This is a genomic window from Streptococcus sp. 2018110 (assembly GCF_019754115.1).
GTDB classification, from domain to species: domain Bacteria; phylum Bacillota; class Bacilli; order Lactobacillales; family Streptococcaceae; genus Streptococcus; species Streptococcus hashimotonensis.
In genome coordinates, this window is record NZ_JAIJZO010000009.1 from 51,695 (window position 1) to 67,890 (window position 16,196).

General features: G+C 42.6%; 15 protein-coding genes and 1 pseudogene. 4 read left to right on the forward strand and 12 right to left on the reverse strand.

Annotated elements, in window-relative coordinates; genetic code table 11:
- Positions 1-39 precede the first annotated feature (39 nt).
- The 5 genes from menA to K5Q34_RS06935 form a co-directional block, all read right to left on the reverse strand.
- Entirely contained in the window at positions 40-996 is a 957-nt protein-coding gene (menA, locus tag K5Q34_RS06915; RefSeq protein ID WP_221864750.1) for a 1,4-dihydroxy-2-naphthoate polyprenyltransferase, read from the reverse strand.
- Positions 989-2,038 carry an FAD:protein FMN transferase gene (locus K5Q34_RS06920; protein WP_221864751.1) on the reverse strand — a complete coding sequence of 350 codons (1,050 nt, stop codon included), beginning with the start codon at positions 2,036-2,038 and terminating at the stop codon, positions 989-991. The genes menA and K5Q34_RS06920 overlap by 8 nt, the downstream gene beginning before the upstream one ends.
- A 77-nt stretch (positions 2,039-2,115) precedes the next feature.
- Complete coding sequence (locus K5Q34_RS06925) at positions 2,116-2,595, reverse strand: FMN-binding protein (protein WP_221864752.1); 480 nt, start codon at positions 2,593-2,595, stop codon at positions 2,116-2,118.
- Between the two features lie 78 nt (positions 2,596-2,673).
- Positions 2,674-3,663 (reverse strand): polyprenyl synthetase family protein, encoded by a 990-nt coding sequence (locus K5Q34_RS06930; protein WP_024406624.1) that lies wholly within the window; start codon positions 3,661-3,663, stop codon positions 2,674-2,676.
- A gap of 18 nt (positions 3,664-3,681) precedes the next feature.
- Positions 3,682-5,574: an NAD(P)/FAD-dependent oxidoreductase gene (locus K5Q34_RS06935; protein WP_221864753.1), complete on the reverse strand. Its 1,893-nt coding sequence runs from the start codon at positions 5,572-5,574 to the stop codon at positions 3,682-3,684.
- Positions 5,575-5,757: 183 nt separating this feature from the next.
- Between K5Q34_RS06935 and K5Q34_RS06940 the strand changes: the two genes are divergently transcribed.
- The 4 genes from K5Q34_RS06940 to K5Q34_RS06955 all read left to right on the forward strand — a co-directional run bounded on the left by K5Q34_RS06940 (position 5,758) and on the right by K5Q34_RS06955 (position 10,243).
- A complete protein-coding gene (locus K5Q34_RS06940) occupies positions 5,758-6,297 on the forward strand; it encodes a Gx transporter family protein (RefSeq protein ID WP_012027668.1) in 540 nt (179 codons plus the stop codon).
- A gap of 261 nt (positions 6,298-6,558) precedes the next feature.
- Positions 6,559-7,908, forward strand: coding sequence for a TrkH family potassium uptake protein (locus K5Q34_RS06945; protein WP_221864754.1), 1,350 nt, complete (start codon positions 6,559-6,561; stop codon positions 7,906-7,908).
- An 11-nt stretch (positions 7,909-7,919) separates the two neighbouring features.
- Positions 7,920-8,585, forward strand: coding sequence for a TrkA family potassium uptake protein (locus K5Q34_RS06950; RefSeq protein ID WP_014638537.1), 666 nt, complete (start codon positions 7,920-7,922; stop codon positions 8,583-8,585).
- Positions 8,586-8,905: 320 nt separating this feature from the next.
- Positions 8,906-10,243: an MATE family efflux transporter gene (locus K5Q34_RS06955; protein ID WP_074389515.1), complete on the forward strand. Its 1,338-nt coding sequence runs from the start codon at positions 8,906-8,908 to the stop codon at positions 10,241-10,243.
- Between the two features lie 18 nt (positions 10,244-10,261).
- Here the strand turns inward: K5Q34_RS06955 and K5Q34_RS06960 are convergent, their stop codons facing one another.
- The 7 genes and pseudogenes from K5Q34_RS06960 to K5Q34_RS06990 all read right to left on the reverse strand — a co-directional run bounded on the left by K5Q34_RS06960 (position 10,262) and on the right by K5Q34_RS06990 (position 16,158).
- Positions 10,262-10,633: a hypothetical protein gene (locus K5Q34_RS06960; protein ID WP_172115820.1), complete on the reverse strand. Its 372-nt coding sequence runs from the start codon at positions 10,631-10,633 to the stop codon at positions 10,262-10,264.
- 47 nt (positions 10,634-10,680) lie between these two features.
- Positions 10,681-10,938, reverse strand: coding sequence for a DUF896 family protein (locus K5Q34_RS06965; RefSeq protein ID WP_029172107.1), 258 nt, complete (start codon positions 10,936-10,938; stop codon positions 10,681-10,683).
- 18 nt (positions 10,939-10,956) lie between these two features.
- Positions 10,957-11,394: a hypothetical protein gene (locus tag K5Q34_RS06970; protein WP_172115819.1), complete on the reverse strand. Its 438-nt coding sequence runs from the start codon at positions 11,392-11,394 to the stop codon at positions 10,957-10,959.
- A gap of 5 nt (positions 11,395-11,399) precedes the next feature.
- The gene (glyS, locus tag K5Q34_RS06975; RefSeq protein ID WP_221864755.1) at positions 11,400-13,436 is read right to left on the reverse strand and encodes a glycine--tRNA ligase subunit beta; all 2,037 of its coding nucleotides are present in this window, start codon (positions 13,434-13,436) and stop codon (positions 11,400-11,402) included.
- Entirely contained in the window at positions 13,436-14,353 is a 918-nt protein-coding gene (gene glyQ / locus K5Q34_RS06980; protein ID WP_024403586.1) for a glycine--tRNA ligase subunit alpha, read from the reverse strand. Before glyQ ends, glyS begins: the two co-directional genes overlap by 1 nt.
- A gap of 19 nt (positions 14,354-14,372) precedes the next feature.
- Positions 14,373-15,145 (reverse strand): annotated as a pseudogene (locus K5Q34_RS06985) (elongation factor Tu).
- A gap of 308 nt (positions 15,146-15,453) precedes the next feature.
- Positions 15,454-16,158 carry a B3/4 domain-containing protein gene (locus tag K5Q34_RS06990; RefSeq protein WP_221864756.1) on the reverse strand — a complete coding sequence of 235 codons (705 nt, stop codon included), beginning with the start codon at positions 16,156-16,158 and terminating at the stop codon, positions 15,454-15,456.
- Between the last annotated feature and the right edge of the window lie 38 nt (positions 16,159-16,196).

Here is a 16,196-nt window from a genome sequence, read left to right on the forward strand (position 1 = left end):
AAGAAGACACAGCCTGATGAACGACTGTGTCTTTCCTTTTTAGAAAATAAGGGCTAAAGCAAGTATCACCACATATAACAGCGCAAAGAGTACAAAACTCTTTACTGCCTCGATAAAGGTTTCCCGTTTGACTTGCTTTTTCAAAAATGTTTCTAGACTCTTATAAGCAGGCCAAACACCGATTAAACCGATCAGTGCCCAGATTGGTAAGAATCCAGTCAGACAGTAGATTATCCACAGCAACCATGGTAAACTTGCCAAGACAAAATACAATTTAAGAGCATTTTTCTTGCCAATATAGTAAACCAGAGTATAACGATGGTTGCGAATATCTTCTTCTAAATCACAGGTATTGTTGGCCAACATGATATTGGCAATCAAGGTTACCAAAGGAAGGGACATGAAAATAATTTCTATTATTTTTATCCAAGAGAATTGCAAGGTCATCCACTGGCCGCTCACTTGGCTCGTCAGTAGCAAATCTGGTTGCTGAATAAATACAGCAAGAAAGAAGATGCCAAACCCCATGGTTACTCCAGAGAAAACTTCACCCAGTGGCATTCTTGAAAGTGGAATAGGTCCAAAAGTATAAAAGATACCAATGAGGAAACAGAGAGCTCCCATCGGTAGGAGGAACCAACTGGTCCGCCATACGAGGAGCAATGAAACCAGTAGAGAAAAAATAAGTAGGGCAAGGACGATTCCAATCATCTGACGGAAATCTAGGGAGAATTTTCCAATCACATTGCTTTCCTGACGATAGGTTTCATCCTTGGCCTTGTGGTAGTCCATGCTATTGTTGATGGCAGTTGTACACATGTCAAAGCTAAGAACGGCAATAATGAACAAAAGCGTATTGATCCAATTGAAAGCTTGATAGCGATACAGGCTCCATAAAATCCCCAGGGTCATTGGAAAAACACTAGCTACCTTGGTCTTCATTTCAACAAATTCTAGAAATACAGGCAAACTGAGCCCTTTAGTTGATTTATTCATTGACAAGATGATACTCCTCATTCGTTAATTCAAAACTTTCTTTCAAGCCATCACTCAGATGAACGCCCTGCTCCTTATCGATGAAAACAGCTTCTACACCGTCAATCTGATTGATAAAGTCAAGACCTTTTTCCACACCTAGTAGGAAGAGAGTTGTGGATAAGGCATCTCCTTGGATAGATGTTTTGGAAAAGACTGTCACACCTGAAATATCGTTTTCCACAGGATAACCAGTTTTTGGATCCAGAATATGGTGATACTTGACACCGTCCACCTCTAAGTAGCGCTCATAAATACCTGAGGTAACAACCGAATCATGTGTCCCTGGCACAGAACCGACCGTTGATCCACGCACTTGGTCTGGGTCTTGAACTCCAACATTCCAACCATTTTGTGTCGTTGGCGAATCCCCCATAACCACCACATTCCCGCCTAGATTGATGATAGCTGTCGTAATCCCTTTGCTGGCAAACAATTCTCTAACCTTATCTGCAATGTAACCTTTGGAAATGGCTCCTAATTCTAGCGTCATTCCTTCCTTGATAAAGACGGTCTTCTTCTCCTTATCTAAAGTAATGTCTTTATAATTGATAAATGGCAGAGCAGTTTTGATTTCTTCATCACTCGGCTTACGTGCATCCTCATCTCCAATTTTCCACAGATTGCTCACAGCTCCAATGGAAATGTCAAATAGGCCCTGACTTTCTTTACTCATGTCAATAGCTGTTTCAATTACTTCAAAGGTACGTTCATCCACCTTGACAGCCTCTTTTCCTGCTGCCTGATTGATACGGTAGACATCTGCCCCTTCCAAGTTTGTGGACAACAGACTTTCCATCTCCTTGATATAGGAGACAGCTTCATCCATCGCTTCTTCCTGATTTTCATGATAAATGCTCAATTGCACTACTGTGTGAAGTAAGCTTTCACTACGAGTCAACGGAGTTTTCACAACAGATAAACTTTCGTTTTGTTTACCACCACAGGCAACAAGCAAAACCATCAGTAGGCCCACGAACAATAGACTTGCAATTTTTTTCACTGATTTTACCTTCCCCAAAAAATAAGAAGACACAGTAGCCAAACAAGTGCGACTGTGTCTTTTCTGTATAGACTTAATTAGTCAAGTTTTACAGTTTCTGTTTTTCCTTCAGCAGCTGCTGCAAGAAGGGCTTCTGTACTCTTCTTGAAGTCTTCAGAAGTATGAGTTGCACCTGATACAACTTCAACAGCTGAGAGGTCTTGTTTCTCAACCAAAGCTACATTGAGTTGTTCGATTGCTTCACCAGCAGAAACCCCAGCTTTATCTTTCATGTTTTTGTTGTACTCTTCATTTGCTGATTTAAGACTTCCATCTTCAGCTTCGTAGTCAAATTTTGACTCACTGATTTTTCCATCTTTAACAGTCAATGTGTGAACAATTTTGTAGCCATAATCGTCTTTGCCTGACTCAGCTTTGTAAGTACCATCTTTCAATACTACTGTTTCTGTAGTTGAAGATGAAGTTGAAGTAGATTCTTGTTTAGAACCGCAAGCAGCAAGTGCAAATACCGCACCAAGAACTACCAAACTTTTCAACACAACTTTAGTTGTTTTCATAACAATACTCCTTTTGTAAAGTAAATAGTTTTATATTTATAATGATATACCGAATAAACTAAATTGTCTAGTATTTTTTTAAAAATAATGACTAAAAACTATTGCCACCAAATTTTGCATAGATGCAGTCGATAACTGTGGTATTCTATCTACAAAATTCATCATTTTTTCCAAATAGCTAACAATCAGTTTCTCTGTTTTGGCAATAGCATGTGTTGCAAAAATCCTATCTGTAAGACTTTCCAACCCTTCTGCCGTAGGGGATTGAATATAGGCCCGCAATTGCTGCTGGATAGACTTGTCTTCTCGCATAGCAAATAGTAGCGGTGCAGTATAGATACCATTTTGAATATCTTGCAATCTAGGTTTTCCTGATGCTGCTACATCCAGCTGATAGTCAATTAAGTCATCTCGTAGCTGAAAGGCCATGCCAAGTGCTTGCCCAGACCGAAAAGCCATGCTACTGTCTTTCCTAGATTGGCCTGGTACAAAGCTCCCCAACTGACAGGCAAGTCCAAATAGAAAAGCTGTTTTTCCTTGAATTTGCTTGAGATAGGCTTTCATAGTCATATTGGCATCAAATTGATTGAGTAGCTGAGATAATTCCCCTCGAAGAATTGTTTCCATCAGCTTATCATTGCCCAAATCCAAATCATCACGTGATACTTCTAGCAAACGAAGCCCTTTTCCAAATAGTCGACTTGAATAGGCAAGAAGATAATCACCCGTGTAGATAGCGATTCGATTAGAAAATTGTTGATGAGCCGCTGTGACTCCCCGCCGTTTATCCGCGCCATCAATCACATCGTCATGAATCAGAGTCGCCAGATGCAGGACTTCTAAATGGGCAGCAAAATATAGCTTTGAACGGCTAATCTTTCCTTCCGTCATTTGTGCAAAGAGCAGACAGAGGCCGGCACGCAGGTATTTCCCTGGTGCCTCTACATATTCAACAATCTTCGCTGTAACTGCTGGATGCAGGACCATCATCTCAGATAAGATGATGGATTTTACCTCTTCAAGTCCCCTCTCAATCTCAGGATAGGTATTCCAAATTTGATGTACCACTAACTTTCTATATTTCCTTTATTTTTTATCCTTGATACGGTAAATATGCTTCGGCTTTCCATAAATCTTCTTGTCTAGGAAACGACCCAACCATGGCATGATCCAGTAGTCTAGACCGAAGGCTCTACCCGCACCGTTCATAAGAGAAATAGCTGCTGGGATGAACCAAATATTTACCCAGTAGAACATGCCTGACAGGCTGAACATAACTACCAAAGCAACGGTTGCAGCAGATACAATCCATACAAAGGCACCAGCAATCAAAGCCAGACCAATACCGATTTCTGCTACTGTCATAAATTTTTGCATAAAGAGTGCTACTTCTTGGTTTGGCATCATAAATTCCATGATAGTAGCAAACCAATCAGGCATTTTGTCCAAAACAGCCATCGGTGCTTCACCATAGGCATAGCTCAAACCAAAAATTGGTTCAGCAGCTTCTGCCGCAGCAGTTGCCGCTTGTGAGGCACTTGAAACCGCCTCAGCAGCAGATGCACCAGATACTGGATCAGCTAACCAAGGGAATGGGAAGACAACTTGATCCCCAAACCATGATGTTGTTCCAAATAGACCAAAGGCTTTCTTGATACCTTCGTAGAGCCATACTGAACCATAAAGGATACGCATTGGCACAGACCAGAGAAGATTTCCTTTGCCTGAAATATGACCCCCGAAAATGTTTCGCTTATTCTGAATGTCAAAGAATTCATGACGAACATAAGAACCCATGTAGAAGAAACTACGGATGGTAAAGAAGTAGAGTAGGTTTACCATGTGTTTAACAGCCATTGCCATAAAGCCTGACATGTGGTATTTGTCCATCAAGAAGGCTACACCATAGCGTGCTCCAATAGATACCATAAACCCATCATATTTACCTTTGTAGCTATGTTTTTCGCCACCCTTGATTGCTGCAATAATATTACTTGCCGCAGTATGGCCTGTCTGTTCAGCCGCTTGTACAATCTGTGGAGTTGGTTTTCCTTCTGATTCTTCAAAGTAAACCAAGTCACCAGCTACATAGACATTTTCCTTGCCTTTCGCTTCCATGAACTCATTGGCTACCAAACGACCTGCACGTGCTTTTTCAATACCAAATTCACTTGCGTCTGTATTGGCTTGAACACCAGCTGTCCAAATAGAGGTATAGGTAGGAATTTGACGACCTGATGAAAGTGTCAAGCTATCTTCTTGTACACTTGCTACACCATCGCCAAGAACCAATTCAACACCTTTTTTCTCAAGGTATTTGCGAGCCTTGTCTTGCTCTTTTTCAGTAACCATAGCCAAGATATTTGGCGTTGCCTCAACAACCTTAAGTGAGAATTCTTTTGGATCCAACTTGAACTCACGCGCCAAAATCGGTACCCAGTCAATCAACTCACCGATCATCTCAATACCTGTGAAGCCAGCACCGATAACGGTAAAGGTTAAAAGAGCGCGACGTTTGGCTTCATCATGCTCACGCATGGCACGATAACAAGCATCAATCATGTGTTCATGCAAACGTTCTGCTGCTTCGATAGACCAAAGTGTAAAACCGTGTTCTTTAACACCTTTCACACCAAAGTCATTAGCCTCACCACCCATTGCAAGGAGCAGGTAATCAAAATCCAGAGTTTGGTGTTCCGCAACTACTTGTTTCTTATCGTAGTCAATCTCAACAACCTTGTCTGTTACCAATTGAACCTTTGGATATTTTTTGAAGATACGTTGAAGGTCATACTTGATTGCATTGGCTTCTACACGCCCAGCCGCAACTTCATGCAACTCTGTCATATAGGTATGGAAAGAGTTCTTATCAATCAAGGTAACTGTTACATCTTGATCCTTTTTAAAGGTTTTTCCTAGCAATCGAGCTGCTGCAATCCCCGCATAACCAGCACCGACAATCACAATATTTTTCGTCACAATGTTTCCTCCTTGTGAAAATCAAAACAAATTACATGTTTTCATTATACCGCATTCCAAGATAGTTGACAAGCGAATTTCAATAATTAGTAATATACAACAGACAAAACTTGCCATAGTGAGCAAAAACAAGTATGATAGTAAAATAGATAATCGACTAGAAAGAGTTTTTTCTCTACACCCATGAATTCTAAACGTCAAACACTTAACTTTATTACGATGCTGGCAGCTCAGGCAGTTGTCATTTCTTTGATTGAACGACTCATCACCCCCCCATTTGCTTTTGCTCCAGGTGCCAAGCTAGGACTGGGAAATTTGATTAGCTTAATTGCTATTTTTACCCTCCCTACAAAGGATAGCCTAAAGGTTGTCGCACTACGCTTGCTCATCTCAACCTTTCTGGGAGGCACCTTTTCAACCTTCCTCTATGGCTTTGCTGGAACTACTTTGAGTTATGTAGGAATGCTCTCTGCCAAGCAGCTCGGTCCAAACCGTGTCAGTCCTATTGGAATTTCTATTCTGGGCGGGATGTTGCACAATCTTGGTCAGCTTCTTGTTTTTGCTACCATTGCCCGTTCTTTCTATGTACTAAACTACCTGCCAATCCTCGCTTTTACAGGAATTTTATCAGGCTTATTGGTCGGACTGGCTGCTACCTACCTCCTCCAAAAGGTCGGACCTTTACGTCACTATCATCAACAAGTCTTAGCAGAATGGAAATAAATCTCCCTAGGTCAACTAAGGAGATTCTTTTTATGGTCCGCACCACTTTTTCATTGCCCATAATAATTTCCCCATAATCCCGTTGTCACAAGTAAAATGAGCCACCCCATATAAACACCACTTATAAAATCCATGGTAATAAAAAATAATGAAACTTTCAAGAAGAGAAAAAATCAGGTTCTTTGCGTGTTTTAGTCGTACATTTTCTTTCTTTTGTGCTACAATATCTTCATCTTTTATTTTTTGAGCAAAGGTAGAATTATGTCACCATTTAGGATCAAACTTTCCCCCAGTCAGCGAATCATTATCAGTTTCTTATTCGTGATTCTGACTGGATCAATTTTACTAAGTCTTCCCATCTCACAAATTAGCACCTCTACAGCAAGTTATTGGGATCATCTCTTCACATCTGTCTCCATGGTTTGTGTGACAGGGCTATTTACCAAAGCCGTTGCTGAAACCTATTCTACTTTTGGACAGATTATCTGTATGATGCTAATCCAAATTGGTGGTTTGAGCTTGATAGGATTCATCGGTCTCTTCGCTTTACGCGGTGGTCGTAAAATGAATTTCATCAATATGGCGACCTTACAAGAGGCTCTAAACCGATCTGACACAAAATATTTTCGTAGCTTCCTCAAATCAGCTTTTGGTTTTACCTTGGCGGTCGAAGCCTTTGGAGCCCTCTTACTTTCCTTCCATTTTGTACCTGAATTTGGATGGGTGAGAGGTTTATTCACCTCGATTTTCGTAGCTATATCAGCCTTTTGTAATGCTGGTTTTGATAATTTTGGTGCAACTAGCATCATGCGCTATGTGGATAATCCTCTGATCAACCTAACATTAGCCAGTCTCATTATTATGGGAGGTCTTGGATTCTCGGTTTGGTTTGACCTTCAAACACAAATCGGGCAAAAACGTAGCCTACGAAAACTAGGGTTCCATACAAAGATTGTTCTAGGTCTAACAGCCATTATACTGACCCTCGGAACTCTGACAACCTTACTCACCGAATGGAACAACCCTTCTACTATCGGGCAACTATCATTTGGCCATAAATTATTAGCCAGCTTTTTCCAGACGGTCACCATGCGAACCGCTGGTTTTGCCAGTATCGACTACACGAAGGCTGAACCGATCACCCTCTTGCTCTATATCTTTCAGATGATGCTTGGCGGAGCCCCAGGTGGAACAGCCGGCGGTATTAAAATAACCGCCTTCCTAACCTTAGTGCTCTATGCTCGTAGCGAGATTCTCGGTCTCCCTCATACCAACTTTATGGGTCGAACCATCGATAACCTCAGTATCCGCAAAGCTTTTGCGACATTCTCAGTCTTCCTTCTCATGTTCATCATCGGGCTCTTCGCACTTGCCCTAACAGATGACCGACAACCACTTCTATTTTTGACGTTCGAGGTCATGTCAGCATTAGCCACTGTGGGTGTTACGGCAAATCTGACTCCAAGCCTAACCATGGCCGGTCAAGCAGTCATTATGGCACTCATGTTCTTCGGCCGTATCGGTCCACTTTCTATTCTCGCAAGCCTTTCTGTTCGAAAATTATCTAAAACCGAAAGTCTTCAATACGCAAAATCATCTATGCTTGTTTAAAAGGAGAAATCATGCCAAACTATACTATCGGAATTCTCGGCCTGGGAGTTTTTGGTACTACCATTGCAAAAACATTACACAATTACGATTGCAATATCATTGCTATTGATAATCATGAGCAACGTATCAATCATCTAGAACCTATTCTTACGCGCGGTATTGTCGGAGACATCACCGATCGCTCGCTCCTACGTGCAGCAGGAATCGGTAACTGCGATGCTGTTGTTGTAGCTACTGGCGAAAACTTGGAATCCAGTGTTCTTGCTGTTATGCATAGCAAGGTCCTAGGCGTTCCTATGGTCATTGCCAAAGTCAAAGGAACAACTGCGAAAGAAGTCCTTCTCCGTGTTGGTGCTGACAAGGTTATTTCTCCCGAACGCGAAACAGGTATTTCCCTAGCCAAACAATTACTCCACCGCGATACAACCAGCCTCTTTGAGCTCGAAGGCAATGTTTCCATTGTTGAGTTTCACCCGCCAGTAAAATGGATTGGCAAAACACTCGGCGAATTAAAACTCCGCCAACACTATAAACTCAATATTATCGGTTACCGAAGTGGCGAAAATCAGGAATTAAACATCCAACTGACTCCTGACTATGTCTTCAAATCTGACGAACTCATCTTAGCAGTAACAGACCATAATACTGTCGATCATTTTGAAGAGCTGACAAATTAATACTCAATGAAAATCAAAAACAGACTAGCTCCAAAGGTTTGGGGAACCTTTGGAGGTTGGAGATAGGGCGAACGTAGTTCGTTACTACTTACGCAGATAGAACCCTGTTACTATTTTGTTTCAAGGTAACAGGCTGAAAGGCTCCACTGGAGCCTTTCACTCATCAAATCAAGTCAACAACGTCTGATTTTGATTTTTGAAGAGTATAAATAACAAATTTACGCCCTATACTCCGTTTTCAGGAGAAATATTTTATCCCTAGAAAGCCTACTAGACTATCATTTATCTAGTGGGCTTATCATCTGTCAAAAGGAGACGTTATGAATGATTTAACCAAAGGAAAGCCGATTGCGGTCATCTTACAATTCGCTATTCCCTTGTTGATTGGATCTTTTTTTCAACTGGCCTATAATTTTGCTGATTCCATGATTGTGGGGCATACTTTGGGAAAGGACGCCTTTGCAAGTGTCGGTTCGACAGCCAGCCTGATTTTTTTAATCATCGGTTTTGCCCAAGGTGTTACCAATGGATTAACCATTATTTCTGCCCAACGCTTTGGAGCTGGCGACTTAGAGGGGCTTAAAAAATCTTTTGTCCACGGACTCTTCTACGCTTCCCTCATCAGCCTTTTACTAACAGTCTCAGCCTTAGCATTTTTGAAACCTATCTTGGTCTTAATGCAAACGCCTGTGAGTATCATTGACCACTCCCATGCCTTTCTAACGGCCATGTTTGGAGGATTGACTTTTACTATTTTTTATAATTTCCTATCTTCAGCCCTACGCAGTCTCGGAAACTCTAAAACACCTCTACTTGCTCTAATTATCGCTTGTTTTATCAATATTGGTCTGGATTTTTTCTTTATCTTAGTTATGAACTGGGGCGTTTTCGGAGCTGGCTTTGCAACTATCCTTGCCCAAGCCTGTTCGGTCCTCTTTCTTATTTTTTACATTATCCACAAGGTACCTCACTATCATATTGGACTAGCTGATTTAAAATTGGATAGGGATAATCTCAAGAAACATGCCCAGCTTGCTTTTCCAATGGGATTTCAAGCCAGTATTATCGCCATCGGAGCCATGACCTTGCAGTTTATGGTCAACCAACTAGGAACAGACGCCATCGCCGCCCAGGCCATTGCCCTTCGTACTGACCAGTTGGCTATGCTACCCATGGTTAATCTGGGCTTGGCTATCGCAACCTTTACTGCTCAGAACTACGGTGCCAAGCTCTATGACCGTATTCGAGAAGGGGTGCGCCACTCATTACTCCTCAGCATTGCTTGGGCCATTGTATTTGCGGTCATTCTCATCTTGGGCAATCGTTTCTTTTCTGGTCTATTTCTGCCAAATGCCAGTCAAACAGTTCTGGACTTGGCTCTTGTTTACTACATCATTAACGGCTCTTGTTACTGGATTGTTGCTTCCCTCTTTATTCTCCGTAGCTTTATTCAGGGACTTGGCAAGGGCTTTATTCCAACACTAGCAGGCTTTGGGGAATTAATTTTCCGAGCAGCAGTCGCCATCATCGGCATGCAGTATTTCGGTTTTTATGGGACTGCCGCCGCTAACCCCGCCGCCTGGATTGGAAGCATCATCGTCCTGATTCCAAGTTCCATCATCTTTATGAAAAAATTAAAAGCTGGACAAAGTATATAAAGAAAACGCATGAGCTCATCATGCGTTTTTAAAATAATATTTTCGTAAGAATTGAATATGAAGGAGATTCCAAAGCATAGCGTAGCTGATAGCCACTACAAAAGCTATGCCATATTGCCAATTAAATTCCAGCACAAGGCTGACAAAAAGGATGATTCCAAGAAGGACCAATAATAAACTACTTGTCTTTTTCTTATCCCACTTAAAATAGTCTAACAAGGGTTGGTCAGGACAAGCTCGCACTTCCTTGAACTGTTTGAAACTAGCTCCAAGACTGGCTCCTACCGCCCCTATAATTGCACCACAATAATAGTGAGGAAGGACGTAGACCGACAAATAAGCGACCGTAACATAGGCAAGCACCAATAAGGCATACATCAGTTTTTTCATGACAAATCCTCCCTGAACCTATTATATCTCTATTTTATCATTTATTCTTAGGAATTTGGATCATCCAAACTACGGCCATGCAAGCCTTTTTCACGTTGGACTTGACGGAGTTTCTCTGGCGTCACATCGTTACCGTCTTCATCGACCAGTTTAATCCCCTCAATATGATGACGTATTGCTCGACGATACCCCTCAATATATTCTTCCCTTAGCTGAGCCTGTTCAACTTTTTCCTCTGCTGTCAAGGTACCAGCTTTTTTCTTTTTAGCCAATTCATTGATCCGATCGATTTTTGCTTGTTCCATAGTAACTCCTTTTATCTCTTAAAACACGGTCCACTTCCCTTGATTGTCCGGTAAATACGCTTCCTGTGGTATCAGAGGATTATAGGCAATTCTCACCACATCAACATTCTCTAATTGTCTTTTTCCTGTATAACTAACCGGAATTGGACCTAACTTAATAACTTCACCTATCCTATAAATAATAACATCATAAATTTCATAGGTTTTTCCATCCACATCATAAGCATAAACATAGACATAATTCCTCTTAAAACGTAGTTGCCTCATAAAACGCCCTTGCGTTTCAGCAGTACAAAGTTTCTGTTTGCATTTTTTGCGAATAGCAGGTTTAGCATTGCCCTTTTCTATCTTAGATGTTCGCCACATCCAACGAAAAAGGAATACTATAAAAACAATCATCGCCAAAGCTTGCAAAGGAATGATAACATACAACTCTATAATTCTGAAAAGAGACATACTACCTACTTACTATTCAAGAGATTGAAGACGGCCACTGCGGAAGCCTTATCCGCCAAGGCTTTCAAGAGGGCCAAGCGGTTGGCTTTGACCGCTGCGTCGTCTGCCATGACCATGGTATTGTCGAAGAAGGCCGCGATGACTGGGCTGAGAGCAAAGAGCTTGTCCAAGTTGCCCGCCATATCTTCTGTCAACTCCAAGTTCGCCACTGCAGCTGCAAGGGCTTTTTCCTGGTCATTTTCAAAGAGGGCCTCGTCAATGACCGTCGCCTCCGCCTTTTCAGCTAAGTTGAAGACACGTGACAAGTTTTCCACGGCTTCCTTATAGTCAGCCTCTTTTGATTTTTGGAAAATAGCAGAGCTGGCTGCCAGTTGTAGTCTGACCACAAAGGTTGAGCTGGCAAGTACAGCCTCACGGATGTCTTTCGGAATCGCCTTATCCATCATCTTCTCTACACGAGCACGGATAAAGTCCATCACAGCTGGCTGGTTGTCATAGGTCAAGCTGGCAAAGTTCAAGCTGTAGAGCTCCGCAATCAACTGATCCAATGGAATTTCCCAACCAAATGCTTCCAAAATCCGCACGATACCCTGTGTCGCACGACGAAGAGCGTAAGGGTCGTTTGAGCCAGACGGAATCAAGCCAACTGTGAAGAAGGAGAGAAGGGTATCAAACTTGTCAGCCAGTGCCAAGACCGCACCCACCTTGCTTTCAGGCAATTCGCCTTCTGCTGAGTTTGGCAGGTAATGCTCACGGATTGCCGCTGCTACCGCAGGTTTTTCTCCTGCAAGAAGGGCATACTTCTCACCCATAATCCCTTGCAATTCATCAAACTCGCCAACCATACCTGTCAAGAGATCAAACTTGTAAATGTCCGCCGCACGTGCCACATCCGCTTTTTCATCCGCAGACAAGCCTGCCAAGTCAGCCAGTTTTTCTGCGATAACTTTGGTGCGTTCCATGTGCTCGTAAAGTGAGCCGATTTTCTCATGGAAGGTCACGACTTTGAGGCGCTCTACCAAGTCAGCAATCTTGAGTTTTTGGTCTTCACGCCAGAAGAACTCACCGTCTTCCAAACGTGCCACCAAGACTTTTTCATTTCCTTTGATGACATTGTCAAGGTACTGGTCGTTACCGTTACGGACAGAGATGAAGTTTGGCAAGAGTTTGCCAGCCTTATCACGCACCACGAAGTAACGTTGGTGATTTTTCATGGAAGTCACCAATACTTCTTCTGGTACTTCCAAATACTTGATATCAAAAGAGCCCATAAAGGCGGTTGGGTACTCGACCAAGTTGAGAACTTCATTGAGCAGGTCTTGGTCAATCTCAACGGTCACATTGTGTTTGTCCTCGATAGCCTTGATTTGCTCGACAATCATATTTTGACGCTCTGCGGGGTCTGTAATGACAAACTGTGCACGCAAGTCTGCCTCGTAAGAATCTGCACTTGCAATCTCGGTTTCATTTCCAAGAAAACGATGACCACGGCTGATGCGAGCTGATGAAATGTCCAAGAAGTCCATATCCAATGCCTCGTCGCCCAAGAGAACGGTCAAGGTGTGGACAGGGCGGATGTAGGCGAATTTGTTGGACGCCCAGTTCATGCTGACTGGGAAGGTCATAGCTTTCAGGACCTCTGGAATACCCGCCAAAACTGCCTTAGCTGGCTGACCAGCTTCATGTTTGGTCACATAGACATACTCTTCACCCTTGATCTCGCGGAATTCGATGTCAGCTGTCGTCAAGCCTTTGCCACGGACAAAGCCTTCTGCCGCCTTGGTGAAGTTTCCGTCTGCGTCCAAGGCAATCTTCTTAGCAGGACCCTTGAAATCTTCGGTCAGGTCTGTCTGCTGGTCCGCTAAACCACGCACTCGAACAGCCAAACGGCGTGGCGTTGAAAAGACATCGATGCTATCAAAAGCCAAGCGATTGTCTGTCAAAAAAGTCGCCATGCGGTCACGCAACTGGTGCATGGCTGGGGTTACGATGTAAGCAGGAATTTCTTCCAAGCCAAGTTCAACAAGTAAATTCTTTGTCATTATTCTGCGTCCTCCTTCAACAATTCTGCTCGCGTTGCTTCGTCTAAGAGTGGGAAGCCGAGTTTCTTCCGCTCTGCCACAAAGGTTTTGGCAACGACACGGGCAAGGTTACGGATACGGGCAATGTAGCCTGCACGCTCAGTTACAGACACAGCTCCACGTGCATCCAGCAAGTTAAAGGTGTGAGAGCATTTGAGCACATAGTCAAAGGCTGGGTGAACCAAGCCTTCTTCCAAAGCCCGCTCTGCTTCTTTTTCAAACTTAGTAAAGTTTTCAAGGAGCATATCCTGGTCTGATACTTCAAAGGAGTATTTTGAGTGCTCGTACTCCGGCTGGATGAAGATTTCACCGTATTTAACGCCGTCTGCCCACTCGATGTCGTAAACGGAGTCAACTTCTTGGATATAGGATGCCAAACGCTCCAAACCATAAGTTACTTCGGCTGTGACTGGACCTGTTGCCAAACCACCAACTTGTTGGAAGTAGGTAAACTGCGTGATTTCCATACCGTCCAACCAAACTTCCCAGCCCAGACCTGCTGAACCTGTTGACGGGTTTTCCCAGTTATCCTCAACGAAACGAATGTCGTGCTCCAAAGGATTGATGCCCAAACGCTCCAAAGACTCCAAGTAGAGTTCTTGGATGTTAGAAGGCGACGGTTTCATAACCACTTGGAATTGGTGGTGCTGATAGAGACGGTTTGGGTTTTCCCCGTAACGACCATCCGCAGGACGACGAGAAGGCTCCACATAAGCCGCATTCCAAGGCTCCGGACCGATAGCACGCAAGAAAGTGTAGGGACTCATAGTACCCGCACCCTTTTCCGTATCATAAGCCTGCATGAGCAAGCACCCCTGCTCGTTCCAAAATTGTTGTAAGGTTAAAATAATTTCTTGAAATGTAAGTTTCTTTGCCATAAGTTACTCCTGTTTCTTTTTAAATTTCTTTTTCTAATAATTCTTCCTGCACAAACCAGTTGAGTAGCGAAATGCTTTGGTCTGACTGCGCCCATTTATGATAGGTTTCAAAAAGTGCTTGGACCGAACCTACTTTCTCTACTAACTGGTCAATGGTGAGAAAACTTCGCCAGTACTCGTAAAAAATACTCGCGTAATCTCCTTCGTAAGTGGATTTTCCAAAATCATCCAAGGAATGCCAGCCGTGTTTTTCTTGAAAGAGGTCAACCAAGAGCTGATTACAGAACCGCTCTTGAGCAAACTCTTCTTCTGCTCTTCTTCTGTCAAAAAATACTGTCTGCTGATGTACTCGACCATGCCCTCTTCAAACCAGATGTTTGCATCATAGTCCGCAAAGTCATCCAGAAAAAGGTCTGACCAATGCGCCAGCTCATGACCGATAATTTGCAACAGATGATTCTCCGACAAACCTTTGTAGTGAGCACTCAATGTCTGCAAGTCTGGGCTGTTCTCGTAGCTATCTAGTTGATGCTGGTAAATCTTTTTCCAAACTGCTAAGTCTGGTGTCATGACCATGCGGATATCATTAGTGTAGGCTGGTACGGGACTTTGGCCAAGTAATTTTCTTGCGGCTTCTTCATTTGCCCAGATAAGGGCTTGGGGCAAATCACGAACTTGATATTCCTTCCTTAGAAAATGGATATAGTCATGCCATTTTGCCTCGTATTTTGAGACAAATTGCTGATAGTTAAACAGCTGTTCTTGGCTATCCACTAGATAAAAATTCTTCATATCCTCTCTTTCCTCTGTGGTAAAACAGAAAAAGAACCACATTCTCTTCCCCTGTCAACAGACATAGGGGCGTTGAGAACGCGGTTCCACCCTAATTTATTACTTCATTTGTATGATTCTGATTGAGTCGGACATAGTCACGACTGGGAAAGCGCCAATTATCTCAAGACTGGCTTGGCTTTCACTCTCCCAAGCTCGCTAGACAGGCTTTTGAAACAACCTTCTTTCATGCTTAGTATTGTAGCAGAAAAATCAGCATTTGTCTAGAAAGACCACTATTTATCCGAACACAATCCCGCTGACAAATCCTACAAGGCTATTGCAGGCGTATCGCAATCTAGTAGATATTTTTCTGGTACTACTCCCAAGAATTTTTCTGCTTGTTGACTGATAAAATCAAGGGCATTTTCCAAATCTTCTACTCTATCAGAATTGACCAACTCCATGACCAAGAAAGCATTCTTTGTCTTATCCGTAATCATGGTTCGCTCACCATCACGCCAATTGAAACAGCGACAAACGGCTCCTTTATCATCCTTATAGCAAACTTCACCTGGTAGAGTTGGATTATTATTTTCATCACCAATGAGATAGAATTCATCTCCACCCTCGGTAACTGTTAAATGTAAATCGCCTACAAAAGTATCTATATCTTCCGCACCACATGGAAGACCAAAACGCAAACTTGCTGCATTATAAATATCCACTAAGGGCGAGATTGTCGAAACTGGACGGTCACTAGCGGAACGCTTCAAAAGTGCTTCAATACTAGAACGTGCACCTTTTTTAGTTTTGAATTTTTGATAAGCTTGGCGATACGTTTGGATGACTTCATTTTCACTAAAAGTATCTTCTGTAAGAAATTTCTGGGCAATTTCATTACTTTCTTCCAGTAGTTTCACTAAATCTTCTGGTGATTCTGATGGCGTTTTATAATCTTTCAATAATAGAACTCCAATTTTTGCATCTGGAAATAGACTCCAAAAAGATGAATCAACAACAAATTGTGACATATTCTCACTCCTTTTATACAAAAATCAGCACCCTATGA